Source organism: Caulobacter segnis ATCC 21756 (genome assembly GCF_000092285.1).
Taxonomy (GTDB): domain Bacteria; phylum Pseudomonadota; class Alphaproteobacteria; order Caulobacterales; family Caulobacteraceae; genus Caulobacter; species Caulobacter segnis.
On the sequence record NC_014100.1, the window covers coordinates 100,030 to 124,268 of the forward strand.

At 69.0% G+C, this 24,239-nt stretch carries 24 protein-coding genes and 3 pseudogenes; 11 read left to right on the top strand and 16 right to left on the bottom strand.

Features of this window, described 5'->3' with window-relative positions; genetic code table 11:
* Nucleotides 1-82: 82 nt before the first annotated feature.
* The 3 genes from CSEG_RS00445 (at nucleotide 83) to CSEG_RS00455 (ending at nucleotide 4,009) form a co-directional block, all read left to right on the top strand.
* Nucleotides 83-1,567, top strand: coding sequence for a helicase HerA-like C-terminal domain-containing protein (locus CSEG_RS00445; protein WP_013077288.1), 1,485 nt, complete (start codon nucleotides 83-85; stop codon nucleotides 1,565-1,567).
* Between the two features lie 157 nt (nucleotides 1,568-1,724).
* Complete coding sequence (locus CSEG_RS00450) at nucleotides 1,725-3,038, top strand: UDP-glucose dehydrogenase family protein (RefSeq protein WP_013077289.1); 1,314 nt, start codon at nucleotides 1,725-1,727, stop codon at nucleotides 3,036-3,038.
* Entirely contained in the window at nucleotides 3,035-4,009 is a 975-nt protein-coding gene (locus CSEG_RS00455; protein ID WP_013077290.1) for an NAD-dependent epimerase/dehydratase family protein, read from the top strand. The genes CSEG_RS00450 and CSEG_RS00455 overlap by 4 nt, the downstream gene beginning before the upstream one ends.
* Here CSEG_RS00455 and CSEG_RS00460 read toward each other — a convergent pair.
* The 3 genes from CSEG_RS00460 to CSEG_RS00470 all read right to left on the bottom strand — a co-directional run bounded on the left by CSEG_RS00460 (nucleotide 3,997) and on the right by CSEG_RS00470 (nucleotide 7,145).
* Nucleotides 3,997-4,890 carry a DMT family transporter gene (locus tag CSEG_RS00460; RefSeq protein ID WP_013077291.1) on the bottom strand — a complete coding sequence of 298 codons (894 nt, stop codon included), beginning with the start codon at nucleotides 4,888-4,890 and terminating at the stop codon, nucleotides 3,997-3,999. The two genes, CSEG_RS00455 and CSEG_RS00460, sit on opposite strands and share 13 nt — an antisense overlap.
* Nucleotides 4,887-5,777, bottom strand: a complete 891-nt coding sequence (locus tag CSEG_RS00465) for an SDR family NAD(P)-dependent oxidoreductase (protein WP_013077292.1) — start codon at nucleotides 5,775-5,777, stop codon at nucleotides 4,887-4,889. Before CSEG_RS00465 ends, CSEG_RS00460 begins: the two co-directional genes overlap by 4 nt.
* Before the next feature lie 369 nt (nucleotides 5,778-6,146).
* The gene (locus CSEG_RS00470; protein ID WP_013077293.1) at nucleotides 6,147-7,145 is read right to left on the bottom strand and encodes an NADPH:quinone oxidoreductase family protein; all 999 of its coding nucleotides are present in this window, start codon (nucleotides 7,143-7,145) and stop codon (nucleotides 6,147-6,149) included.
* A gap of 70 nt (nucleotides 7,146-7,215) precedes the next feature.
* On the opposite strand from CSEG_RS00470, the gene CSEG_RS00475 reads away from it, so the two are divergent.
* Nucleotides 7,216-8,094 (top strand): isoaspartyl peptidase/L-asparaginase family protein, encoded by an 879-nt coding sequence (locus CSEG_RS00475; protein ID WP_013077294.1) that lies wholly within the window; start codon nucleotides 7,216-7,218, stop codon nucleotides 8,092-8,094.
* A 12-nt stretch (nucleotides 8,095-8,106) separates the two neighbouring features.
* Here CSEG_RS00475 and CSEG_RS00480 read toward each other — a convergent pair whose 3' ends face one another.
* Together CSEG_RS00480 and CSEG_RS00485 are read right to left on the bottom strand one after the other, a co-directional pair.
* A complete protein-coding gene (locus CSEG_RS00480) occupies nucleotides 8,107-9,099 on the bottom strand; it encodes a GlxA family transcriptional regulator (RefSeq protein WP_013077295.1) in 993 nt (330 codons plus the stop codon).
* A gap of 71 nt (nucleotides 9,100-9,170) precedes the next feature.
* Nucleotides 9,171-9,443 carry a DUF4242 domain-containing protein gene (locus tag CSEG_RS00485; RefSeq protein WP_013077296.1) on the bottom strand — a complete coding sequence of 91 codons (273 nt, stop codon included), beginning with the start codon at nucleotides 9,441-9,443 and terminating at the stop codon, nucleotides 9,171-9,173.
* Nucleotides 9,444-9,801: 358 nt separating this feature from the next.
* Between CSEG_RS00485 and CSEG_RS23645 the strand changes: the two are divergent.
* Nucleotides 9,802-9,955, top strand: a pseudogene (locus tag CSEG_RS23645) (hypothetical protein); the annotation flags it as partial.
* 114 nt (nucleotides 9,956-10,069) lie between these two features.
* Here CSEG_RS23645 and CSEG_RS23650 read toward each other — a convergent pair.
* Nucleotides 10,070-10,154 (bottom strand): annotated as a pseudogene (locus CSEG_RS23650) (hypothetical protein); the annotation flags it as partial.
* A gap of 117 nt (nucleotides 10,155-10,271) precedes the next feature.
* Here CSEG_RS23650 and CSEG_RS00490 point away from each other — a divergent pair.
* Together CSEG_RS00490 and CSEG_RS23035 are read left to right on the top strand one after the other, a co-directional pair.
* Nucleotides 10,272-10,571, top strand: a complete 300-nt coding sequence (locus CSEG_RS00490) for a hypothetical protein (RefSeq protein WP_013077297.1) — start codon at nucleotides 10,272-10,274, stop codon at nucleotides 10,569-10,571.
* Between the two features lie 55 nt (nucleotides 10,572-10,626).
* Nucleotides 10,627-10,716: pseudogene (locus CSEG_RS23035) on the top strand (hypothetical protein); the annotation flags it as partial.
* A gap of 99 nt (nucleotides 10,717-10,815) precedes the next feature.
* On the opposite strand, the gene CSEG_RS21765 reads toward CSEG_RS23035, so the two are convergent.
* From CSEG_RS21765 to CSEG_RS00515, 6 genes are all read right to left on the bottom strand, one after another.
* Nucleotides 10,816-11,970, bottom strand: a complete 1,155-nt coding sequence (locus tag CSEG_RS21765) for an AlbA family DNA-binding domain-containing protein (RefSeq protein WP_013077298.1) — start codon at nucleotides 11,968-11,970, stop codon at nucleotides 10,816-10,818.
* Between the two features lie 20 nt (nucleotides 11,971-11,990).
* Nucleotides 11,991-12,281 carry a hypothetical protein gene (locus tag CSEG_RS00495; RefSeq protein WP_013077299.1) on the bottom strand — a complete coding sequence of 97 codons (291 nt, stop codon included), beginning with the start codon at nucleotides 12,279-12,281 and terminating at the stop codon, nucleotides 11,991-11,993.
* A gap of 4 nt (nucleotides 12,282-12,285) precedes the next feature.
* On the bottom strand, nucleotides 12,286-14,022 hold the full coding sequence (locus tag CSEG_RS00500) for a heparinase II/III family protein (RefSeq protein ID WP_013077300.1): 1,737 nt from the start codon (nucleotides 14,020-14,022) through the stop codon (nucleotides 12,286-12,288).
* A 4-nt stretch (nucleotides 14,023-14,026) separates the two neighbouring features.
* The gene (gene rpe, locus CSEG_RS00505; RefSeq protein WP_013077301.1) at nucleotides 14,027-14,686 is read right to left on the bottom strand and encodes a ribulose-phosphate 3-epimerase; all 660 of its coding nucleotides are present in this window, start codon (nucleotides 14,684-14,686) and stop codon (nucleotides 14,027-14,029) included.
* Nucleotides 14,687-14,770: 84 nt separating this feature from the next.
* Nucleotides 14,771-16,066: an RsmB/NOP family class I SAM-dependent RNA methyltransferase gene (locus CSEG_RS00510; RefSeq protein WP_013077302.1), complete on the bottom strand. Its 1,296-nt coding sequence runs from the start codon at nucleotides 16,064-16,066 to the stop codon at nucleotides 14,771-14,773.
* 58 nt (nucleotides 16,067-16,124) lie between these two features.
* On the bottom strand, nucleotides 16,125-16,532 hold the full coding sequence (locus tag CSEG_RS00515; RefSeq protein ID WP_013077303.1) for a hypothetical protein: 408 nt from the start codon (nucleotides 16,530-16,532) through the stop codon (nucleotides 16,125-16,127).
* 97 nt (nucleotides 16,533-16,629) lie between these two features.
* Here CSEG_RS00515 and CSEG_RS00520 point away from each other — a divergent pair, with 97 nt between their 5' ends.
* Nucleotides 16,630-16,851, top strand: a complete 222-nt coding sequence (locus CSEG_RS00520) for a DUF1674 domain-containing protein (RefSeq protein WP_013077304.1) — start codon at nucleotides 16,630-16,632, stop codon at nucleotides 16,849-16,851.
* Nucleotides 16,852-16,978: 127 nt separating this feature from the next.
* Nucleotides 16,979-19,558, top strand: a complete 2,580-nt coding sequence (locus CSEG_RS00525) for a cation-translocating P-type ATPase (RefSeq protein ID WP_013077305.1) — start codon at nucleotides 16,979-16,981, stop codon at nucleotides 19,556-19,558.
* On the opposite strand, the gene pyrF is transcribed toward CSEG_RS00525, so the two are convergent.
* Nucleotides 19,494-20,195: an orotidine-5'-phosphate decarboxylase gene (gene pyrF, locus CSEG_RS00530; RefSeq protein ID WP_013077306.1), complete on the bottom strand. Its 702-nt coding sequence runs from the start codon at nucleotides 20,193-20,195 to the stop codon at nucleotides 19,494-19,496. The two genes, CSEG_RS00525 and pyrF, sit on opposite strands and share 65 nt — an antisense overlap.
* Nucleotides 20,196-20,292: 97 nt before the next feature.
* Between pyrF and CSEG_RS00535 the strand changes: the two genes are divergently transcribed.
* Together CSEG_RS00535 and CSEG_RS00540 are read left to right on the top strand one after the other, a co-directional pair.
* A complete protein-coding gene (locus CSEG_RS00535; RefSeq protein ID WP_013077307.1) occupies nucleotides 20,293-21,006 on the top strand; it encodes a MarC family protein in 714 nt (237 codons plus the stop codon).
* Nucleotides 21,007-21,051: 45 nt separating this feature from the next.
* Nucleotides 21,052-22,302: a UbiH/UbiF/VisC/COQ6 family ubiquinone biosynthesis hydroxylase gene (locus CSEG_RS00540; RefSeq protein ID WP_013077308.1), complete on the top strand. Its 1,251-nt coding sequence runs from the start codon at nucleotides 21,052-21,054 to the stop codon at nucleotides 22,300-22,302.
* A 113-nt stretch (nucleotides 22,303-22,415) separates the two neighbouring features.
* On the opposite strand, the gene CSEG_RS00545 is transcribed toward CSEG_RS00540, so the two are convergent.
* From CSEG_RS00545 to CSEG_RS00555, 3 genes are read right to left on the bottom strand one after another with little or no spacing between them, the layout of a single operon-like run.
* Complete coding sequence (locus CSEG_RS00545) at nucleotides 22,416-22,613, bottom strand: Trm112 family protein (protein ID WP_013077309.1); 198 nt, start codon at nucleotides 22,611-22,613, stop codon at nucleotides 22,416-22,418.
* Between the two features lie 9 nt (nucleotides 22,614-22,622).
* The gene (locus CSEG_RS00550) at nucleotides 22,623-23,288 is read right to left on the bottom strand and encodes an LON peptidase substrate-binding domain-containing protein (protein ID WP_013077310.1); all 666 of its coding nucleotides are present in this window, start codon (nucleotides 23,286-23,288) and stop codon (nucleotides 22,623-22,625) included.
* A gap of 24 nt (nucleotides 23,289-23,312) precedes the next feature.
* A complete protein-coding gene (locus CSEG_RS00555) occupies nucleotides 23,313-24,221 on the bottom strand; it encodes a thioredoxin family protein (RefSeq protein WP_013077311.1) in 909 nt (302 codons plus the stop codon).
* Between the last annotated feature and the right edge of the window lie 18 nt (nucleotides 24,222-24,239).

Below are 24,239 nucleotides of genomic sequence, written 5' to 3' on the forward strand. Positions count from 1 at the left end.
CTGAAACGTGGGCGACATTGCCCGCGACGATTGGCTGCGCGCAAGGCCCCGGCTAGGGTCCGCGATCAAGAGGAGATTGCTCATGCCGCTTCCCATCGGTGACAACGAGATCCTGCTGGGACTTGGACAGGGTCCGGTCACACAACGCCTTGATCGCACGAATCGACACGGCGTCGTCGCAGGAGCCACCGGGACGGGCAAGACGGTCACGTTGCAGGTCATGGCCCAGGCCTTCTCCGACGCAGGGGTGCCGGTGTTCGCCGCCGATGTTAAGGGCGACCTGTCTGGGCTGGCCGTGCCGGGATCGCCGAACGAGAAGATGCTGGCGCGGGCGGCCGCGATGGACCTGGCCCTGGCGCCGGCCGCTCCGCCGGTGATCTTCTGGGACCTCTTCGGTCAGAAGGGGCACCCGATCCGCACGACCATCTCCGAAATGGGGCCGCTGCTGTTGTCGCGCCTTCTGGAGTTGAACGACGTGCAGGAGGGGGTCCTGACGATCGCCTTCCATGTCGCCGACCAAGAGGGCCTCCTCCTGCTGGACCTCAAGGACCTGCAGGCGGCGCTGAAGTACGTGGCGGACCATGCCGACGACATCGGCACACAATACGGAAACGTGTCCGCCGCGACGGTCGGCGCGATCCAGCGCAAGCTTCTGACCCTTCAAACCCAGGGCGCCGAGGCTTTCTTTGGTGAGCCGGCCCTCGACCTCTCCGACGTGATGCGCACCGATGCGGCGGGGCGCGGCTATGTCAGCCTGTTGGCCGCCGACCGGCTGATCCAGTCGCCGAAGCTCTACGCGACTTTCCTGATGTGGCTGTTGTCGGAGCTGTTCGAGGTCCTGCCCGAGGTTGGCGACCCGGAGAAGCCCAGGCTCGTCTTCTTCTTCGACGAAGCCCATCTGCTGTTCGACGACGCGCCAAAGGCCTTGATCGAGAAGATCGAACAGGTGGTGAGACTGATCCGGTCGAAGGGCGTGGGCGTCTATTTCGTGACCCAGAATCCCGCCGACATTCCTGACGCCGTGCTGGGGCAGTTGGGGGCGCGGGTTCAGCACGCCCTGCGCGCCTATACGCCCGCCGACCAAAAGGGCCTGAGAGCGGCGGCGCAGTCGTTCAGGATCAATCCCGACTTCGACACGGCCGAGGCTATCCAGGCGCTGGGCGTGGGCGAGGCGCTCGTCTCGACTCTCGATGAAAAGGGCGCGCCGCAGGTGGTCCAGAAGACGCTGATCCGACCGCCCGCTTCGCGCCTTGGGCCCCTCACGCCGCAGGAGCGCGCGGCGCTTCAAGGACAGAGCCCGGTGAGAGGGGTCTACGACGAACCGAGGGATCGAGACTCCGCCTACGAAATCCTCCAGGGCCGAGCCGTCCAGGCCGAGCGCCAGGCGGAGGCGCGAATGCGTGAACAAGAGGCGGCCAAGAGAGATGCGAGCGCCCGGCCTCGCGCCTCCGGCAGGCAGACCATGGCGGAGGCGTTCGCCGTCACCCTGGTCCGCACCGTCGCGTCTCAAGCGGGGCGAGAGCTGATGCGCGGCCTGCTTGGCGGACTTACGCGTCGAAGACGATAGCCCCCTGTGCGTTCACGTCGGCGATGGGCGCGACCCTGGAGGATTTCATGGCGGCGTCATGAGGAGGTCTTGAGGGCGTGACTTGCCTCGGCGTCACGATTGCTGGAATAGGCGGAGCGCCGCGCGCGACGGCGGCGCTCGGGATCAGGATGTTTCGATGCGCGTAGCGATGATTGGCACGGGTTATGTGGGCCTGGTGTCTGGGGCGTGTTTCGCCGACTTCGGTCACGTGGTGACGTGCATCGACAAGGATCCGAGCAAGATCGAGCGGCTGGAGCGGGGCGAGATCCCGATCTTCGAGCCTGGGCTTGATGACCTGGTGGCGCGCAACGTGCGCGAGGGCCGCCTGTTTTTCACCCTGGAGGGCGCCCAGGCGATCAAGGAGGCCGACGCGGTGTTCATCGCCGTGGGCACGCCCACGCGTCGCGGCGACGGCCACGCCGACCTGTCGTACGTCTACGCCGCGGCCGAGGAGATCGCCGGCCTGATTGACGGCTTCACGGTGGTGGTGACCAAGTCGACCGTGCCGGTTGGCACCGGCGACGAGGTCGAGGCGATCATCAAGAAGGTCCGTCCCGACGCCCAGTTCGCGGTGGTCTCCAACCCCGAGTTCCTGCGTGAAGGCGCGGCGATCGAGGACTTCAAGCGCCCCGACCGCGTGGTCGTCGGCACGGACGACGAGCGGGCCCAGGCGGTGATGCGCGACCTCTACCGGCCGCTGTCGCTGAACGAGACGCCGATCGTGTTCACCGGCCGTCGGACCAGCGAGCTGATCAAGTACGCGGCCAACGCCTTCCTGGCGATGAAGATCACCTTCATCAACGAGATGGCCGACCTCTGCGAGAAGGTCGGCGCCGACGTCCAGTCGGTGGCCAAGGGCATTGGTCTCGACAAGCGCATCGGCGGCAAGTTCCTAAACGCCGGCCCGGGCTATGGCGGCAGCTGCTTCCCGAAGGACACCATCGCCCTCGTCAAGACCGCCCAGCAGTACGGCGCCCCGACCCGGCTGATCGAGACCACGGTCGAGGTCAACACCGCCCGCAAAAAGGCCATGGCCGACAAGGTCGCCGCCGCCATCGGCACGACCAACCTAACCGGCAAGACGATCGGGGTGCTGGGCGTGACCTTCAAGCCCAACACCGACGACATGCGCGATGCGCCCAGCCTCGACATCCTGCCGGCCCTGCAGGCCATGGGCGCCAAGGTCCAGGCCTTCGATCCGGAGGGCGCCAAGGAAGCCGCCCACATGCTGGAGGGCGTGGAGTTCAAGGCCGGCGCCTATGAGGCCGCCGAAGGCGCGGACGCCCTGGTCATCCTCACCGAATGGGACCAGTTCCGGGCCCTCGACCTCGACCGCGTCAAGCTGCTGATGAAGGCGCCGGTCGTGGTCGACCTGCGCAACGTCTACAAGCCCGCCGAGATGGTCCGGCACGGCTTCACCTACGCCTCCATCGGACGCGGCCGAGCATGACCAAGCCTCCGATCATCGTTACGGGCGCGGCGGGATTCGTGGGCTACCACGTGGCCGAGCGCCTGCTCGACCGCGGGGAGGCGGTGATCGGGGTCGATGTCTTCAACGCGTATTACGACCCCGCCCTGAAGGAGGCCCGCGCCTCGCGGCTGGATGGTCGGGACGCGTTTACGATGGTCCGCATGGACATAGCCGAGCACGAGGCCTTGGCCGCGCTGGTCAACGCCTCGGGCGCCAAGCAGGTGATCCACCTAGCCGCCCAGGCCGGCGTTCGTTACTCGATCGACAACCCGTTCGCCTATGAGCGCAGCAACCTAGCCGGCCATCTCTCGGTGCTGGAAGCCTGCCGCCACGCCGGCGTCGAGCATCTGGTCTACGCCAGCTCCTCGAGCGTCTATGGCGATCGGCCGCTGAATGGTGACGGCTTCAAGGAAAGCGATCCGGCCGAGAGCCCGGTGTCGCTCTACGCCGCCACCAAGCGCTCGTGCGAGCTGCTGAGCCAGAGCTACGCCAAGCTCTACGGTTTCCCGCAGTCGGGCCTGCGGTTCTTCACCGTCTACGGCCCTTGGGGTCGGCCGGACATGGCCTATTACGGCTTCACCGAGAAGATGCTGAAGGGCCAGGAGATCGAGGTCTATGGCGAGGGCAAGATGGCCCGCGACTTCACCTATATCGACGACATCGTCGACGGGATCCTGGGCGTGCTCGACAACCCGCCGGCCCAGGGCGGGCACGAGGTCTACAACATCGGCGACAACGATCCCGTCGGGCTGATGGACATGATCGCCACGCTCGAGAAGGCGCTCGGGATCGAGGCCAAGAAGGTCTTCCGCCCCATGCAGCCCGGCGACGTCACCGCCACCTACGCCAACATCGACAAGCTCCACGCCCTCTGCGGCTACAAGCCCAAGGTCAAGCTGGCCGAGGGGCTGCAGCGCTTCGTCGACTGGCGGCGGGCCTACGCTGGCTGAGCCCGAGCGCGCTGCGCCAATTGGTGCTCGCGCCAAGAGATGAGAAGGGTCGAGGCCACCACGATCGCCGCGCCGATCAAGGTCGCCGGCTTGGGAATTTCGTGGAAGAGCAGGAAGCCCGCCCCGACCGCGAAGACCAGACGCGTATAGTCGATCGGCGCCATGACGGCCGCTTCGCCGGCCTCCATGCCCTTGATGTAGGCGCCTTGGGTGAGCGTGCCGATCACGCCCATCGCCGCCAGCAGGCCCAGATCCGGCCAGCTGGGCCAACGCCAGACGAACAGGGCCGGCGGGATCGCGAAAATGAGGCCCAGCACGGCGGCGTAGACCAGCAGCACAAAGGGGCTGTGATCGCGGGTCATGACCTTCATGCCGGTGATGGTCAGGGCGAATAGCAGGGACGAGATCAGGGCGCAGGCCTGCGGCCAGCCGATCCAGGCGCCCATCCCACCCGAGCCGGGCCGCAGCATGATCAGCACACCGACAAAGCCGACCAGCGCCGCGCCGATCCGAAGCGGCCCGATCGGCTCGCGCAGCACGAAGGCCGCCAGCGGAACCAGCCATAGCGTCCGGGTGAAGGACAGCGCGTTGGCGTCGGCCAGCGGTAGCTTCTGATAGGCGTAGAAGCCCATGATCAGCGCCAGCACGCCGGCGCTGGAGCGGAAGATCAGGATGCCAGGCCGCGTCGTGCGGAACGCCCCGCGCCAGTCGCGAGCGATCAGCGGCAGCAGGATGATCACGCCGGCCAACTGGCGGTAGAAGGTCTGGAGCGCCGCCGGATAGTCGGCGCCCAGGAACTTGATCAGGGTTGTCATCACGGTGAAGCCGATGGCCGAGGCCAGCATCCACAGCGCGCCGCGCAGGTTGGGGGTGAGGCTCACCCCGCCCCGCCGGAGGCGATCAGGGCCGCGCGCATCTGCTCGGCCTGCTCGGGCGTGATGCCCATGGCCGCCAGGATCGGCGAGGGCGTATTGACGTCCCAGGCGCTGCGCGGTCCCACCGTGATGCCGCCATCGACCACGATGTGCGTGCCGGTGACGAATTCGGAGTCGGCGCTGGCGAGGTAGAGCGCGGCGCGGGCGATGTCCTCGGGCAGGCCCGACTTCGGGATCGGCTGGATCTTGGGGCCGATCTGGGCGACCTGCGCGGCCATCTGGTCGGCGACCTCGCGCGGCAGGCCCATCGAGGCGCCGAAGATCGAGGTCGCGATCAGGCCCGGGCAAATCGCATTGACCCGGATCTTCCGCGGCGACAGTTCGGCCGCCGCGCAGCGGCTCATGTGGATCACCGCCGCCTTGGCCGTCGAATAGGCGAGGGGACCAAAGCCCGCCTGCAGGCCGGCGATCGAGGCGGTGTTGATGATCGAGCCCCCGCCGCGCTTGGCCATCAGCGGGACGGCGTGCTTCATGCCGATCGCCGGACCCCGCACCAGCAGGGCGAAGGTCTTGTCCCAGCCCTCGACGGTCATGTCCTCGACGCCCGCCGGGGTGCCGCCGTGGCCGGCGTTGTTGAAGAGGATGTCGAGCCCGCCGAAAGCGCTGTCGGCCAGGCCCAGGGCGGCGGCCACGTCGGCTTCCGCGGTCACGTCGCAGCGGACGTAGCGGACGCGGTCGGGGAAGCGCTTTTCCAGCATCGCCCCCTTCTCGTCCTGCAGGTCGGCGGCGACGACGAGCGCCCCTTCCGCCGCGAACAGTTCGACCGTCCCGAGCCCGATGCCCGAGCAGCCCCCCGTGACGACGGCGATCTTGCCGTCCAGACGTCCGACCATGGCTTTGCCTCCGCGTTGTCCGACCTCTCGTGGGTCGGTGATCATTGATCATCTTCGCGAAGCGCGGGCGTCTTGGCTAGAGGCCGATACCCGAAAGGCGGTCCGGAGCGGCAACTCGGCAAGCGTGGCGACGGCGCCGTAAGGCCCCTGTCCGTCGCCACGCTTGCCTAGCGTCACCTTGCGCCCCCTTAGGCGGCCTCGATACGAAAAGTCCGCATCGGGGCGTGAGCGGCCCGGCCATCCGCCGCTTTGCTCGGTGGGGTGAGCGTCTTCGGCGGCGACCGAACCGGGGGCACAATCGCCGAGCAACCTGTCTGCTTCGCTAAGAAGGACGATTAGCGAACCTTAACCAAGCCCGACGAAACAGGGTTAATCGATCGTGATCACGACCTTGCCCATCGCCTTGCGGCTGGAGAGGTGCGCGATGGCCTCGCCGGCCCGCGCCAGGGGGAAGCGTTCGGACACGTAGGGGCGGATCTTGCCCGCCGCGTAGAGGTCCATCAGGGCCTTCAGGTTCGCCGCGTGGCCCTTGGGATCGCGGGCCACGGCCGCGCCCCAGAACACCCCGACGATGTCGCAGGACTTCAGCAGGGTCAGGTTCAGCGGCACCTTGGGGATGCCCGACGGGAAGCCGATCACCAGGAAGCGCCCCTCCCAGCCCGCGGCGCGGATCGCCGCTTCGGAATAGTCGCCGCCGACCGCGTCATAGGCCACGTCCCAGCCGTTCGAGCCGCAGGCGCCCTTGAAGAGCTCGGCCAGGGCCTTCTGGCCGTCCTTGTCGAAGGGGCCCTTCGGATAGACGACGCCGCTGTCGGCCCCGTGCTTGATGGCCAGGTCGATCTTCTCCTGGCTGGAGGCCGCGGCCACGACCTTGGCGCCCATGGCCTTGGCCAGCTCCACCGCCGCCAGGCCCACGCCCCCGGCTGCGCCCAGCACTAGCAGGGTCTCGCCGGGCTTCAGATGGCCGCGATCCTTCAGCGCGTAGTAAGAGGTGCCGTAGGTCAGGACGAAGGCGGCGGCCTCGTCGAAGGGCATGTTGTCGGGAATGGGGGTGCAGCGGGCCTCTTCCAGGGCCAGCTTCTCAGCGTAGCCGCCCCAGCCGGTCGAGGCCAGCACCCGGTCTCCGACCTTGAAGCGGCTGACGCCCTCGCCGACCGCGGCGATCACGCCCGAGACCTCGCCGCCGGGCGCGAACGGGCGCGGCGGCTTGAACTGGTACTTGTCCTCGATGATCAGCACGTCGGGGTAGTTGACGCCGCAAGCCTTGACGTCGATCAGCACCTGACCGGGACCGGCGACGGGATCGGGCAGCTCCTCCAGCACCAGGGTCTCGGGTCCGCCGACCACCTTGCTGAGCACCGCCTTCATCTCGCCTCTCCCTGCGATTGTCTTTAATCAAGCCGGACGCTAGCGCGGGACGCGCCGCCAAGGAAGCAGAATGTCAAACAAGTGTTTTAGTCTCGCCCTGCACGGCGGGGCCGGCGCGAAACGGGGTCACGACTACGCCGTCGAGATCGCCCACATGCGCGGTCTGGCCGAGGCCGCCCGCGACCGCCTGGCCGCCGGGGCCAGCGCCCTGGACGTCGCCGTCGAGACCGTCGTCGCGCTGGAGGCCAGCGGCCTCTACATCGCGGGGAGAGGCGCCTCGCCCAACGCCGACGGCGAATACGAGCTGGACGCCAGCCTGATGGACGGCGCCAAGCGCCTGGCCGGGTCGGTCGCCGCCCTGCAGGGGTTCAAGAGCCCGATCCTGGCCGCCCGCGCGGTGATGGAGGCCACGCCCCACGTGATGCTGGCCGGCCAGGGCGCGATCGACTTCGCCCGCGAGCAGGGCCTGGAGCCCGTCGAGGACCCCGAGGCCTGGTTCACCCGCGCCGGGGCGTTCGAGGACAACCATCCGCCGGATGCGCTCCCCACCGGCACCGTCGGTTGCGTGGTCCGCGACGCCGAGGGACGCCTGGCCGCCGCCACCTCGACGGCGGGCGTGTTCGGCAAGCGGCCCGGCCGGGTCGGCGACTCGCCGGTGATCGGGGCGGGGACCTACGCTGACGCTCACGCCGCCGTCTCCTGCACCGGCCAGGGCGAGTATTTCATCCGCGCCGCGATCGCCGCCCAGATCGCCCACCGCGTCCGCTTCGGCGGCGAGGCGCTGGAGACCGCCGCCCAGGCCGCCATCCAGGAGGTCGCCGCCCTCGGCGGCCACGGCGGGTTGATCGCGGTCGACAAGGACGGGACGATCGCCACGCCGTTCGCCTCCAGCGGCCTCAAGCGCGCCGCCCTGCTGCCCGACGGGACCATCGTCAGCGCGGCGTTCTAGCCCCGCCACGCGCTAGTAGCCCCGCACCGCCATCGGCGCGAAGTGGGCGCGGTATTCGGTCGGGGTCATGCCCGAGCCGCGCTTGAACAGGCGGCGGAAGAAGGCGACGTCGTCATAGCCGACGGCCGAGCTGATGGTCTGCACCGGCTCGGCGCCGCGCTCCAGCATGGCCTTGGCCGCCTCCATCCGCAGGGCCTGCAGATAGTCGGCCGGCAGCCGCCCGGTCGCCGCCTTGAAGCGGCGGGTGAAGGTCCGCGCGCCCAGTCCCGCCTGGTCGGCCAGGGTCGCCACCGAGACGTCGTTGCGGAAGTTGGCGTGCAGGAAGCTCTCGACCGCGCGGATGCGCTCGTCGGCGTGGGCCCGCGAGACGGGCAGCATGGCGTAGCCGGACTGATGCACGCGCGGCATCGGCAGCAGCAGGGCCTTGGCCGTCTGCAGGGCCACCGCGTGGCCGCAGAACTTCTCGACAAGGTGCAGGCTGATGTCCATCGAGGCGCAGACCCCGCCGCTGCACAGCACGCGGCTGTCCTCGGTGACGAACAGCTCGGGCCGCCAGCGCACCTTGGGATAGCGCGCGGCCAGCTGCTCGGCGACCGCCCAGTGGGTCGTGGCCACCCGCCCGTCCAGCAGGCCCGCCTCGGCCAGATAGGCCGCGCCCATGCAGACGCCGGCCACGTGCGCCCCCTGGTCGTGATGGCGGCGCAGCCAGGGCAGCAGGGCGCTGTTCTCGACCAGTTTCTCGTCCAGCTCCAGGCCAGAGGTCGGCACGATCACGATGTCCGAGCGCTCGACGGCGTCGATCGAATCCTGCGCTCCCAGCGTCAGGCCATAAGGGCTCCTGGCCGGTCCGCCGGTGGGCGAGACGATCCGCACCCGGAATGCCGGCTCGGTCGCCTGGCCCATCAGCTCGTTCCACAGCCGGCCGGCGCAATGGAAGATCTCCATCGGCATCACGGCCGTCGAGGCCAGGCCGTCCTCCAGCACCACCACCGTCACGTCCAGCATCGCTTGGCCTCCTGGCCCTCGGGTCGGGATGCGGAGCCCCGGAGAGAGGGGGCGGGGCTCCGCCACGGACGTCAGCCCGCCGTCACGGGACTGATGACGCCCGCCACCTCGGTGATCCGCGAAGCGGGAAAGCCGCTCAGCGCCGCATGTTCACGGATCACCGACTCGTCCTCTGCGAGGTACACGCAGAAGGTCTTGTCCTTGGTCACGAACGACTCGACCCACTGGACCCGAGGGGCCAGCTTGGCGAGAGCGGCGTTCGACGCCGCCGCCGCGCCCTTCAGCTGCTCTGCGTCCAGTTGCTCGACGCCGGGAATCTCACGCTCGATCACGTACTTCTTCATGAGGATCTCCATCTCCGATTGAGCGCGGGAACCTGCCGAACGACGTTCTTTGGCGTAAGGGGACGATCCGGACAATAAGCGGGGGCGATCGGGCCGGGGAGGATTTTGGGCGTGCGTCCGCCGCTTCACGCGATCGCTCGCTGAAGGGATGGAAAGGGACGCGGAGCGCCGGACGACGTCCGGAGTGTGAGTTTGTAGATACCGTTTCGACGAAGCCCGACGCTCCGCGCGACCGTTATCCGCCAGCGTCCCGTCGGGTGGCCCTGTTCAGGCCTTACCGGGACCCAGGCCTCCCGTTTCCGAGAGCCCCAGCGGTCGGAGAGGACGGGCTTTCAGCCAGACACGCCCTTTTGCCTCCAACCACGCCGACGGCGGGCGGGTGAGCCCAGCAAGCTCAGCCCCGGACCGTTCGAGTATCCCCCTCGAACCTGTCCCCGCTCGATCGCCCCCCGCCGCCGCAAATGGTCGCTGGCCACGCGCCCTTTCCTCACGACGAGGTGGTTCAAGGATAAGGGCGGTTTCAACGCGGATGATGGAGCGGGGTGTAGAAGTGGGAAGGGTTTGAAATCGCTGGATTCGATTCCGGATACGCGGATCATAGAGCGCCGCGAACGCTCGTACTTGCCCCCTCCGCGCCTACGGCGCTCCTCCCCCGGAGGGGGAAGAAGGGGCGCGCTCCTTCCGCCCCCTCTGGGGGCGGACGACCACGCTGTGCGTGGTCAGGTGGGGGCCTGCGGCGGTGCCCCGCCTTACTCCGCCGCCCCCCGCCTTTGCGACTCAAGATAACACCGTTACCTTAGCGTCACTTAAGCCGACGCGGTGCTTGTCATGACCGTTCACGCCGTTTCCCGGATGCGCCGGGCCCTGGTCGTCCTGTACGCGGCCGGCCTGGGCGCGATCCTGGTGGTGGCGGGCTTTCTCGCGCACGAGGGGCAGTGGATCCTGCTGGCGCCGGTGATCGCGTCGTTCGCCGCCGCCTCGGCCGGCTTCGTGGCCCTGATGCGGCTGGCTGACCACCACGCCACCCTGGGCCTGACCCCCGGCCGCCGCCGCCTGCTGCTGACCTTCGCCCTGATCAGCGCCGCCGCTTTCATCGCCGGCCTGGTCACGGCCTGGCGGCTGCTGTGAGGTGAAGCTTCGCTTCTTTCAAACCCCGTCATCCCGCGCTTCATGCGCGGGACCCATGGTTCAGCTTCCACGTGAGAGCCCCCTTCGTCTCCGCACGTGCGGCGGAGAAATGGGTCCCGCGCATAAAGCGCGGGATGACGGCGGATTTTGAGGATAGGCGCCCTAAACCTTCCGCCCTCCGGGGCGGGAGCCATCCTTACATCTCACGGCGAGACGATCGCAGGGCTGACCGGCTGGGGCGGGTTCACCGGTTTTGCTCGGGGGACCATTCGGCGAAGCCTCCTGCGTTCCACAATGCATCCAGAGCGGGCTTCAAGCTCCCTATATACTCAGATCTGTTTTCTGATGGGACGATTAAGCACGGGGGAAGCAGTAGGTCTTTTTGACGAATTTCAGGTGGAGTTTCCCAATCCAAATCGGCGATCGAGCAGCAGACTCTAGATCCTGATATTCCTTGAAGACTTATCAATGCGATCCAGGGGCCAGGCGTCGCGATATTCTCAAGGCATTTTATATATAGAGGAATGCTAGAGGATAATATTTCTTCAATATGACGGGCCCATATATATCTCTCATCGTTTCTGGATCGGATAATATCTATCTTTGTTGCTTCTATTATTCCGTCTCTAAATAACTGAGTGTATCCGGCGCACTCTACGCCACTTCTTATATTGGCGAAGCCATCCACGTTGAACCTTGGTGTCCAGCCGCTGGAGTGCATCGGCCGAAGCAATTCATTTCTCTCATGTGCGGAAATTAGGTTAACGGAGCCGTACGGTGAATAAAGTGGTGCCAAGTGGACAATTAGATTGCCGTCACCTTTAGCGACCGTGATGGCGGAGTCGCCATTTTCGATCATAAAGAGGCGTTTCTTCCTAAAGGATTCTAATTTTGCTCTTATTGTAACAGTCTGGCTAAAGAGCGCCCTGAGCTCCTCCATGCTTGCCTCATAAACTCCTGTCGAATGCCGAAGATGGAAGCTGTTTTTTCCTTGAGCAGAGACTCTGTGGGGCGGGTAGTTGCTTTGAGGAACGTAGATAGAAAGTACATATCCATCGTCGATCTGTACGTGATGCATCCTAACCCCCAATATAGGTGGTTGAATGCCAGATCTAAGAAGGCTCTCTAGACGCCGCTTTAGGCTGTCATGATCGGATTCAGTGATCGGTGTAATTTTCGTGGCGACGCCAGCTTCTTCGGAAATGCCTAATATTAAGGTGCCGCCATTGGTGTTGGCGAGTGCGGATACATCTTTCAAGAATTCACGTGAGCCATCGGGCCCTAATGGGTACGCAGTGGATTTAAACTCCAAATTAATAGTTTCAGATATGGCTCCGTCTACGAGGCGAGCTAGATCCTCCTCTGTTAACTCTGAGAATTGCCCTGGTATGAATGCCATCTGAATCCTCGCTCTAGAACCTACTTGTATCTCCCAACCCTCTCCACCACCCCCCGAAACACCATCGCCATCTCGATATGCGTGTGCACGTACCCGTGCTCGAACAGGTACGTCAGCATCCGGTCGTAGACATCGTCATAGTCCGCCGCCGCCACGCTGCCCGGCGCCTTCGCCGCGCGTTCCAGTACATCCAGCAAGTCCGGCGCGTGCGCCTTCAGGGCGGCGATAACCTCGGCAATTTCCGCGTCGGTGTATTCCGGCGCCTGGCGCACACGGCCGGGGTCGATCGGGGGGCGACGGGTGAAGCCCACGGCGCTACCCCTCCGCCCGCGTCAGCTTCCAGCGGATCTTCGCCCCCACCTCCGGGCGGACCTGGCTCTTGAGCACCACCTGGCCGGCCTTTCTGGCCAGCCCGTGGTCGAAGTGCGCCGAGGGGGCGATCTCGACGTCGACGGCGTCGTTCCTCAGCCACCAGCCGATATTGTTCGGCCCCCGGATCAGCACGCTCTTGCCGTCGCGGGCGATCGAGGCGCGGGCCTCGGGGTGCAGGTGGAAGCGCACGGCGAAGGGCAGGTAGCGGCGCGGGCCTTCGGCGGCGCCGGGATCGGCGGCGATCGGGGTCAGGCTGTCCTCGCCGCGCAGCTCGTCGGCGACGGCGTCCAGGAACAGGCGGCGGGTGTGGGTCAGGCCGACATGGCGCCAGCCGTCGTGGACGATGTCCAGCCACACCCCGCCGACGTCGTCGTGACGCTCGGCCGAGACAGTCGTCGCGCCGTCGACCAGCCACGGGCCCAGGGCCTTGGCGCGGAAGCCGGAGAGCGGGCGGCCGGCCGAGCCGTCGCCGACCGAGACGGTCGAGGCGGCGTCGGACAGGCGGAAGGCGTGGGCGCCGGCGGCCTCGGGGCTCCAGCCGCAGCTGGTGATCAGCCGGTCCTTGGCGCAGAGGATCTCGATGGCGGCCGGCTGGGCGCAGGCGGCGATCGACAGGAAGCCGGCGGCGGGCGGACCGCAGTCGGCGATCAGCTCCAGGGAGCCGCCGACCATCTTCTCGTAGCCGCTGTGCGGGGCGCTGTTCAGCGGGCGGGGGCCCGTGTCGTCATGGGCCAGGGCCGCGGCGATGCGCGTGGGGCCGACCGTCTCGCCGCCGTGGAAGGCCGCCAGGCCGCCGTCGCCCAGGGTGAAGAAGCGGGTGGCGGTCGACAGGCGGTCGATGGCGCGGGCGGCGGCCTCGGGCGTCGGCTTGCCGCGCTGGCGCAGGGCGTCGTCGAGGGTCAGCAGGTCGAACAGGAGCTCGACCCCGGCCTCGGGCGAGCGGGTGGCGTGGCCGCCGTCGGGCAGGACGATGCGGTCGATGTGGCGGGACAGGGCCTTCAGGCCCTTGTCGATCAGGGCCTCGCCCGGCTTGCCGGCCAGGACGCAGCCGGCGATCGTGACGGCCACGGCGCGTTCCAGGGCGCGGGCGGGGATCTTCTTGATCTCGGCCAGGTGGCGGGCCTGGCGAGCCAGGTCGCGGCGCAGGTCGGCGGCCTCGGCGTCGCTGGCCTCGGCGGCCAGCGGGCGTGCGGCGCAGGCCAGGTGGAACACCCGCCGCTCCAGGCAGTCGGGCCCCCAGGAGAAGGCGTTCCACTTGCCGAACACCCGCCGCCAGTCGTCGAGCAGGCGCAGGGCGCGGCGCGCGCCGTCGGGGCCGGCGGCGACCAGGTCGGGCAGCCAGTCGAAGCGGTGCAGGCTGACGGCGAAGCGGCGTGTCGGGCTGGCGGTGTCGAACGGGTCGCCCGCCTCGCCGATGCGCAAGCTGCCGCCGTCCAGGGCCAGGGTCCCGGCCAGCACGCGGCGGCCCTGGCCGGCGTTGACGGGGCGCGGATCGCGCGGATGGGCGGCCAGGGCCTCGACCTTGCGGCCGGAGAGCAGCAGGCGGTGCGGACCCGAGCCGAACCACTCGCGCTCGATGTGGGTGGACAGCTCGGCCGACAGGGCCCGCCAAAGGACCCGGGCCCGCTTCCTGGCGGGAGGACGATAGCCGTTGGCGGAACGCTTGACGGCTGGAGCCAAGGGATCAGCCGCCCTTCAGCGCGCGGATATTGGCGGCGTAGGCCTCGCGGCCGCCCTTGAACACCGCCGAGCCGGCGACGAGGGCGGTGGCGCCGGCGGCCACGCATTGCGGGGCGGTGACCGGGGTGACGCCGCCGTCGACCTCCAGAAGGATGTCGAGGCCGGCCTTGTCGATCATCTTGCGCAGGGCCTCGACCTTGCGCAGCTGGCCGGGGATGAAGCTCTGGCCGCCGAAGCCGGGATTGACCGACATGACCAGCAGCAGGTCGACGTCCTCCAGGATCCACTCGACGTGGTCGATGCTGGTGGACGGGTTGAAGACGACGCCCGCCTTGGCCCCCAGCTCGCGGATCCGCTTCAGGGAGCGGTGCAGGTGCGGGCCGGCCTCGGGGTGAATGCTGATGATGTCGGCCCCGGCGGCGCGGAAGGCCTCCAGATACGGATCGGCCGGGCTGATCATCAGGTGCACGTCGAACGGGATCTTGGCGTGCGGACGGATGGCTTTGACGATATCGGGGCCCAGCGTGATGTTGGGCACGAAGTGGCCGTCCATCACGTCGACATGCACCCAGTCGGCGCCGGCCGCCTCGATGGCGGCGACCTCCTCGCCCAGGCGGGCGAAGTCGGAGGCGAGGATCGACGGGGCGATGAGCGGCGCGGTCATGACCCTGGGATAGCGGGCCTGACTCGCTCTGTCATCCCGGGCGGGACTCGTTAAGCGCAGAAATACCCAAGCTTGGGCGTTGGCTCAGCGCGCCTTGCGGAACCGGGCGGCGAAGAAGCCGTCCTGGCCGCCGTCCAGCTGGTGGGGCAGCAGGCGCAGCGTGCCGCGGGCGGTCAGGCTGGCCTCCGGCGCGCCGGCTTCGCCGGGCTGGATCGGGTCCAGTTCCATGTCCGGGCGGCGGGCCAGGAAGGCCTCGACCTGGGCCTCGCCCTCCTCGGGCTCCAGCGAGCAGACGCAGTAGACCAGGCGCGCGCCGGGCTTGAGGCGGCCGGCGGCGCTGTCGAGGATGCGGGCCTGGACATTGGCGAGGCTGGCGACATCGCCGGGCCGCGCGGCCCACAACACGTCCGGATGGCGGCGGAAGGTGCCGGTGGCGCTGCACGGGGCGTCCAGCAGGATGGCGTCGAAGGTCCGCGCGTCATCCCAGGCCGCGCCGTCGGCGACCACGACCTGGGCGGAAAGGCCGGTGCGGACCAGGTTTTCCTCCAGCCGCTTGAGGCGCGCGGCCGAGCGGTCGAGGGCGACGACATCCGCGCCTGCGGCGGCCAGCTGCAGGGTCTTGCCGCCGGGCGCGGCGCAGAGGTCGAGCACGGCCTCGCCGGTCTTGACGTCGAGCAGGCGGGCGGGGACGGCGGCGGCGGCGTCCTGCACCCACCAGCTCCCGTCCTCGAAGCCCGGCCAGGCGGCGACGTCGCCCTTGCGGCGCAGGCGCAAGGTCCCGCCGGGCAGGACCTCGCCCTCCAGCGCCTCGGCCAGGGCGGCCGCGTCGGCGTTCGGCTTCAGGGAGAGGTCGGTGGCGGGCTCCAGCGCGATCTGGCCGGCGATCTCGCGCGCCGTGGCCTCGCCGAACGCGGCGACCCAGCGCGAATAGAGCCAGGGCGGGGCCAGCAAGGTGGGATCATCGCCCAGGCTATCTGGGGTCGGCGCGTCGCGCAGCAGGCCGCGCAGCACGGCGTTGACCAGGCCCTTGAACGGGCGGCTGGCCTTGTTGGCGCCGGCCAGCTCGACCGAGGTCGCCACGGCGGCGAAGGCCGGGACCTCCAGGTGGAAGGCCTGGGCCGCGCCGAGACGCAGCAGGTGCATGACGCGGTCCGGCGGCGCCTTCTGCAGGCGGGCGGCCAGGGCGCGGTCGATGGGGCCGAGGTGGCGCAGCACGGCCATGGCCAGGGCGCGGGCGAAGGCCCGCTCGCGCGGTTCCAGGAAGCGGAAACCGTTGGCCGAGGCGGCTTCGTCGAGGCCGCCGCGCCGCGACAGGGCCGCGTCGATCAGGGTCAGGGCGGCCTCCCGGGCGGGGAGGCCGTCGTTCAGTTCTTGAGTCACCGCCCCGCCGTGCCAAGAGGCGGGCGCGAGCGCAAGCGGATTCGAACGGCGCGGCGCCCTAGGCGGCCTTCGCCAGGGCGTTGAACAGGCCCCGGATCGCCGTGATTCCGAACACGAAGAAGCCCAGCACGACCAGCAGCGAGCCCGCCGCGATCATCGGCTCGAACACCGACGAGGGCCCGGCCTGACCCAGATACATGAACAGGCCCGGGATCATCAGCAGCACGCCCAGGTTCGAGATGGCGAAGTTCGTCGCCTTGACCTTGTTCGACACGTCCTGGCCGAGGGTGGCGTAGAAGGTCCCCATCATCGCCAGGCTGAGCCAGCCCAGCAGATTGAGGTGGGCGTGCGCCGAATAGGTGGTGTGGTTGTGGGTGATCCCCATGGCCAGGCCCCAGCTGACCCCGACCATGGCGTAGAAGGCGGCCGACGCGAAGAAGGCGTGCGGCCAGCGACTGCGGTTCATCTCAAATTATCCCGGTCTTCGAACGTTGTTATCTTGGAGCGGGGTTTGAACAGCATGTGACTGGCGGCTTCAACCGCGATGATGTTAAACCTTTGTCATGTCTGATCTTCCCGTAGACCCGACCGACGCCCCCGAAGTCCCCGGCGCCGCGCCCGGCAAGGCCTTGAGCCCCGCCGCCCGCCGCGCGCTGGAGGAGGCCGCCGCCCGCCGCGCGGCCGAGGCGGCGCTGGCGCTTCCGCCCGAGAAGGGCGGTCGCGAAGGTCCCGAGCCGACGCGCTTCGGCGACTGGGAGAAGAAGGGCGTGGCGGTCGACTTCTAGGTCGTCGGGATCCGCGTCTGAGAAGGCGCTGGACGCGGCGGACGCGACGGGGTGACAGTCTAGCTCCGGGCGCGGCAATGCTCTTGTCCTGTCCTGGAAATCCAGAGTTGGCGGATCGGACGGCGGCATGTCGCGCGATGGCTTCACCGGACTGACCGAGGCCGAGGCGGCGCGCCGTCTCGCCGAGTTCGGCCCCAACGCCCTGCCGCGCGCCGTGGGGCGGGGTCTGGCCGAGATCCTGCTCGACACCCTTCGCGAGCCGATGTTTCTGCTGCTGATCGGGGCGGCGGGCCTCTATCTGGTGCTCGGCGATCTGGGCGAAGGCCTGTTCCTGATGGCGGGCGCCGTGGCGACCATCGGCCTGGTGGTGCTCCAGGAAGCGCGGAGCGAGCGGGCGCTGTCGGCCCTGCGCGACCTCTCCCAGCCCCATGCGCGGGTTGTCCGCGACGGGGTCGAGGTCCGGCTGGCGGCGCGCGACCTCGTTCCGGGGGACATCATCCTGATTGGCGAGGGCGAACGGCTGCCGGCCGACGGCGTGCTGCTCGGCGGCGACGTCCTGAGCATTGATGAGTCGGCCTTGACCGGCGAATCCGCCCCCGTCTCCAAGCGTCCGTTGACGGAGGGCGAGGCGGTGGACGCCGACGCTCAGCCCGGCGCTGAGACCGGACCCTATCTTTTCTCCGGCGCCTTGGTGGTGCGAGGCCAGGCTGTGGCCAGGGTTGAACGGACCGGCGGAAGAACGGCGCTGGGCCGCATCGGCGTCTCCCTGGCCGCGATCGAGCATCAGCCCACGCCGCTGCAGAAGACCGCCGGGCGGCTGGTGACTTTGCTGGGCGGACTGGCCATCGCCTTCTGCGCGGTCGTGGCCATCGCCTATGGTCTGATGCGCGGGGACTGGGTCGGCGGCGTGCTGGCCGGCGTGACCGTCGCCATCGCGCTGATCCCCGAGGAATTTCCGATGGTGCTGGCCGTCTTCCTGGCGCTGGGGGCGGGACGCCTGGCGCGACGGAAGGTGCTGGTGCGCCGCAGCGCGGTGATCGAGGCGTTGGGCGGCGCGACATTCCTTTGCGTCGACAAGACCGGCACCCTGACCGAGAACCGGATGCGCGTGGCGCGGATCTGGACGGCGGGTGAGGATTGGGCGGACGCGGCCGACGCGCCCCCGCTCGGCGCCGCACGCGCCTGCCTCGGCGCGGCCGGACTGGCTTGCGCCGTTAGGCCCGTCGATCCGATGGACAAGGCCGTCCGAACCTTGCTGGACGAAACGGCCGCTTCGGACACGGACGCCTTGGAGGCGCCGGAGCGGACCTGGCCTCTGCGGCCCGATCGGATGGCCATGATCCAGGCCTGGCGCGCGCCCCAGGGCCGCTGGCGGATCGCCGCCAAGGGCGCGCCGGAGGCGATCTTTCGGCTATGCGGACTGTCCGAGACGCAGGTCGGCGACCTGACCCCCGTCATACAGCGCTTCGCTCGCGACGGGCTGCGCGTGCTCGGCGTGGCGTCCTGCGTAACGGACGGAGCGCTCTCCGACGCCCCCGAGGACTCCCCCTTCGCGTTCGAAGGTCTTATCGGCTTCCTGGATCCCGTCCGCGCGGACGTCCCCGCGGCGCTGAGCGAGGCGAGAGCGGCGGGCATTGCGGTGGTGATGATCACGGGCGACCACCCGGCCACCGCCCTCGCGGTCGCCGAGACCGTCGGACTGGACGCCTCGAGCGGCGTGTTGATCGGCCCGGAGATCGCCGCGCTGGATGACGCGGCCTTGGCCGGGCGACTGCGCGAGACGCGCCTCTTCGCCCGCATCACGCCCGACCAGAAGCTGCGGATCGTCCAAGCCTTGAAGATCGACGGCGAGATCGTGGCCATGACCGGCGACGGTGTGAATGACGCGCCGGCCCTCGAGGCCGCCCATATCGGTATCGCCATGGGCCGGAAGGGCACCGACGTCGCGCGCGAGGCCGCCGACCTGGTCATCCTGGACGACAGTTTCGCCTCGATCGTGGGCGGGGTGCGGCTGGGGCGGCGAATCTTCGCCAACCTGCGCAAGGCGCTGGTCTATGTCACGGCCATCCACGTCCCGATCGCCGGCGTCGCCCTCATTCCGATCGTGCTCGGTCTGCCGCCGCTGCTGTATCCGATGCACGTGGTGTTCCTGGAGCTCTTGATCGATCCCGTCTGCGCCATGGTGTTCGAGGCCGAGCCGGGCGGCGCCCACGCCATGCGGCGTCCGCCGCGTCGGCGGGACGAGCCTCTGTTCGGACCTCGCCAGGTGGGCTTGGCCCTGCTCCAGGGCGCCGGCGTGCTGGCCGTCGTGCTGGCGACCTATGTCTGGGCGCTGAACCATCATTCGGAAAACCAGGCGCGGGGCGCGGCTTTCCTGGCGCTGGTGGCGGGCAACCTGATCCTGGCCCTGGCTGACGCCTCGTCGTCGGGAGGGCGGTTGTTCGCCCCCCACCGCCGGATTTACTGGACGATCGCGGCGGCGGCGTCCGGCGCCCTGGCCCTGATTTTCGCCGTCCCGCCCCTGGGCGACATCTTCAAGGTCGCGCCGCCGTCTCCGGGCTTGCTGCTTGGCGCCCTGGCGCTGGCGGCGGTCGGCGGGGGTTGGTTCGGCCTGGTTCGCGCTGTGGACCGTCGTCTCCCGCTTAGACCTCCGCGATCTCCGCGATCACCTTCAGCGCCGCTTCGCGCGGGTCGTTCGCCGCCGTGATCGGGCGGCCGCAGACCAGGTGGCTGGCGCCGGCGCGGATGGCGGCTTCGGGGGTGGCGGCGCGGGCTTGGTCGTTCTTGGCCGACCAGAAGGGGCGCACGCCCGGCGTGACGATCAGGAAGTCCGGGCGGCCGGCCTCTCTGGCGATCTCGCGGGCCAGCGCCGCCTCATGCGGCGAGGAGACGATGCCGTCGACCCCGCATTCGATCGCCTGGCGCACCCGGCGCTCGACCAGTTCGCGGGCCCCGAAGGCGTAGCCCATCTCGACCAGGTCGGCGTCGGTCAGGCTGGTCAGCACGGTGACGGCCAGGATCTTCAGGGACGACGAGCCCCGCGCCTGCACCGCGGCCTTCATCACCTGCGGCTCGGCGTGGACGGTCAGCAGGTCGCAGCCGCTCCCCGCCAGCACGCGGGCCGAGCGCTCGACCGTGGCGCCGATGTCGTGCAGCTTCCAATCGAGGAAGATCTGTTTGCCGCCAGCCTTCAGGTCGCGCGCCAGGGTCATGCCGTCGCTGGCCAGGAGCTCAAGGCCGATCTTGTAGAAGCTGACCGCGTCGCCCAGGCGCTCGACCATGTCGCGGGCTTCCTCGACGGTGGGCAGGTCGAGCGGCACGATCAGGCGCGGGTCGGCGGTCATATTCTAGTCCCCATGTTTGGTCGCAAGGGTTGGCGCGCGCGATCAGCCGCCCTAGGAAGGGCAAGCTTGGGCGCGATCTGAAAGGTAGGGACGTCGAATGACCGAGGCCAAACTCGCCGTCAACTTCTTCGTCGCCCTGTTCGCCCTGATCGACCCGATCGGCAACGTGCCGCTGTTCGCCGCCGCCACCCTGGGCGCGGCCGCGGCGGGGCGGCGGATGGTGGCCGTCTATATCGGCCTGTTCATGACCGCGTTCCTGATCTTCTTCTACTTCACGGGCGTGGGCCTCCTGGCCTTCTTCGGCATCTCGATGCCGGCCTTCCGGATCGCCGGCGGCATCATCCTGTTCATTCTGGGCCTGGACATGGTGCGCGACGACTTCACCACCATGTTCGCCGACGCCGCCGAGGGCGTGGAGGACCAGTCGCCGCGCGCCTACGCCCGGCAGCGGTTCGAGCGGCTGATCGTGCCGTTCGCCATGCCGTTGCTGATCGGCCCGGGCGCGATCTCGACGGTGATCATCTACGCCGCCGAGGCCAAGCCGCTGGGCCTGGCCGGTGCCGGGATCGGGGTGGCGGTGATCGTCGCGGTCTCGCTGGTTGTCGTGGCCGCCTTCTGGGCCGCGCCGCTGATCAGCCGGGTGCTGGGCCGCATCGGCATGAGCATCGTCGTCCGTGTCCTGGGCCTGATCCTCTGCGCCCTGGCCGTCCAGTTCGTGATGATGGGGGTCGGCGACGCCACGCGCGGGCTGATCCGCGGCGACGCCCAGAACCCCTACGCCGAAAAGGCCCCTTACGCGGAAAAGAAGTAGCCGCGCGTCTGGACAGGCTCTCCCCGAGGAGCCCATATCCCCGTCATGCGCGCTCATGATGCAGACGTGATCATCGCGGGCGCCGGCATGGCCGGCGCCACCCTGGCCCTGGCCCTGAAGTCCGGCGGCCTCAAGCCCCTGCTGGTCGATCCCCAGCCGTTCGACGCCCAGCTGGCGCCGACCTTCGACGGCCGCAGCTCGGCCATCGCCTATTCCTCGTTCCGCCAGTGGCGGGCGATCGGCGCCGGCGAGAGCCTGGAGCCGCACGCCCAGCGCATCGAGCAGATCCTGGTCACCGACGGGCGCACGCCTGGGGCGGCGGCGCGCAAGCCTTCGGCGTCCTTCCTGCGCTTCGACTCCGGCGAGATCTCGGGCCGCATCGAAGGCGAGCCGCTGGGCTATCTGGTTGAGAACCGCCAGATCCGCGCGGCGCTCTCCAAGGCCGTGATCGAGAAGGAGATTCCGGTCATCGCGCCGATGGCGGCCAAGAATCTGGAGGTCACGCCCGGCGCGGCCCGCCTGATCCTCTCCGACGGCCGCGCCCTGACCGCGCCGCTGGCGGTCAGCGCCGAGGGGCGCGGCTCGGTCCTGCGCCAGGCGGCCGGCATCGGCCACATCGGCTGGGGCTATGGCCAAAGCGGCGTCGTCTGCACCGTCAAGCTGGAGCGCCCCCACGAGGGCGTCGCCCACGAATATTTCCTGCCCAGCGGCCCGTTCGCCATCCTGCCGCTGACCGAGCAGCGGGCCAGCCTGGTCTGGACCGAGAGCACGGCGCGGGGCGAGGCGCTGCGGAACGCGTCTCCCGAGGTCTTCCACGCCCACCTGATGCGCCGGTTTGGCGATTTCCTTGGGCAGGTCGAGGTGGTGGGGCCGACCTTCGTCTACCCGCTGTCACTGCTGCTGGCCGAGCGGATGACCGCGCCGCGCCTGGCTCTGATCGGCGACGCCGCCCACGGGGTGCACCCGATCGCGGGCCAGGGCCTGAACCTGGGTCTGAAGGACGCCGCGGCCCTGGCCGAGGTGCTGGTCGAGGCCGTGCGCAACGGCGAAGACATCGGCGCCGAGGCGGTGCTGGAGCGCTACGCCCGCTGGCGGCGGTTCGACACCGTCACCAACGCCCTGGCCTTCGACGCCTTCGTGCGGATCTTCTCGAACGACAACCCGCTGCTGCGCGTCGCGCGCGGCGCGGGCCTGGCGGTCGTCAACCGCATCGCCCCGGCGCGGCGGTTCTTCATGCACGAAGCCGGCGGCGGCGTGGGGGACCTGCCGAAGCTGTTGCGGGGGCAGAGCCTGTAAAATCCTCTCCCTTTGGGAGAGGTGTCGGCGCAGCCGACGGAGAGGGGAATGGCCGGTTCGGCGGGACTTCCCCCACCGGCGCTTCGCGCCACCTCCCCCGCTAGGGGGAGGATTTAAGCCTCCAGCTCCCGCGCCTCTTCCGGCAGCATGATCGGCACGCCGTCGCGGATCGGGTAGGCCAGCTTGGCCGAGCGGCTGATCAGTTCGCCGGCGGCGCGGTCGTACTCCAGCGGAGCCCGGGTCACGGGGCACACCAGCACTTCCAGCAGGCGCGGATCGACATCGACGGGGGGAGGGGCGGCTTGGGTCATGGCGCCTGTCTACTGAATCGAAGTCGGTTCGTCATCGTCGCTCGCGGCCGCGTCGATCTCGAGCAGCGCCGTCAGGGTCGCCTTGCGCTCGAAGATGGTCTCGGCCTCGAGCAGGGCCTGCTTCTCCATCGGATCGAACGGCAGGGCCATGGCCAGGCTGTTGATCAAGGCGTCCGACGGCGCGCTCTCGGCGTCGCCCCAGTCGATGGCCAGGCCCCGGTGGTCCAGATAGCGGCGCAGGGCGACCAGCAAGCGGTCGATGTCGGCGGCGGTGCGTTCGCCCGCCCCGTCCTCGCGCAGGTCGGGCTCATAGGGGCTGAAGTCGACGCGCATCTGCCGGTAGGGCGTGCGGACCGGCAGCTCGTCGCCGGCTCGGAAGCGGCAGAGGCCGGTCAGGGTGATCAGGTAGCGGCTGTCGCTGGTCTCGGCGAAGCTGGTGACGCGGCCGGCGCAGCCGACCGGCGCCAGGGCCGGGCGCTGGTGGTCGCCGCCGGCCCTCGTCTGGATCATGCCGATGATCCGCTCGCCCGACATGGCGTCGTCCAGCATGTTCAGGTAGCGCGGCTCGAAGATGTTCAGCGGCAGCTGACCGCCGGGCAGCAGCAGCACGCCGTCCAAGGGAAAGACCGGGATCACCAGGGGTAGGTCGCCAAGCTTTCGATAGACGGCCGGCATGGACTCTCCGTGGGCTTTAAGGTCCTAGCTGAACAGGATCGAGGATAGCTTCCGTCGCCCTTGCTTGGCGACTTCCGAGGTCGGGCCGGCGGCCTCGAACACGGTCAGCAGCTGTTTGCGGGCAGCCTCTTCGTTCCAGGCTCGGTCGCGGGCGATGATCGTCAAAAGATGATCGGCGGCCGCCTGCAGATGGCCAGCGCCGGCCAGGGCCTTGGCCAGCTCGAAGCGGGCCTCATGGTCGTCGGGATCGGCCGCCAGGCGCTTCTCGACGGCGGCGGTCTCGGACGGGGCTTCCTCGGCCAGGGCGAGCGCCGCGCGGGCGGCGTCGAGGTCGGGATCCTTGGCGTCGGCGGGGGCCATGGCCACCACCTCGGCCGCGCCCTCCAGGTCGCCGCCGATCAGGTAGGCGCGGGCCATGCCGCCGATGGCCTTGACGTTGGTGGGGTCGGTCTGCAGGGCCTGGGCGAAGGCCTGGGCCGCGCCGCCGACGTCGCCGATCTCCAGCGACTCCTTGCCGAGCGCGATCAGTTCGTCGAGCGGGCTCTCGCCGCCCCCGGCCTTGGCCAGCTTCTCGACGAAGGCCTTCACCTGGCTCTCGGGCAGGGCGCCCTGGAAGGCGTCCACCGGGCGGCCGTCGACGAAGGCGTAGACGGTGGGGATCGACTGCACGCGCAGCTGGCCGGCGAAGGCCGGGTTGGCGTCGACGTCGATCTTGACCAGCTTGACCGCGCCCTTGGCGGCGTTGACGACCTTCTCGATCGTCGGGGTCAGCTGACGGCACGGGCCGCACCAGGTGGCCCAGAAGTCGACGATGATGGGCTGGGTCTTCGACGCCTCGATGACGTCGGCCATGAAGGTGGCGTCCGAGCCATCCTTGATGTGTTCGCTTTTGCCCGAGGCGGGGGCGGCGGGCTTTTCGCCGATCAGGGACATCGGGTCTCTCGTATGCGG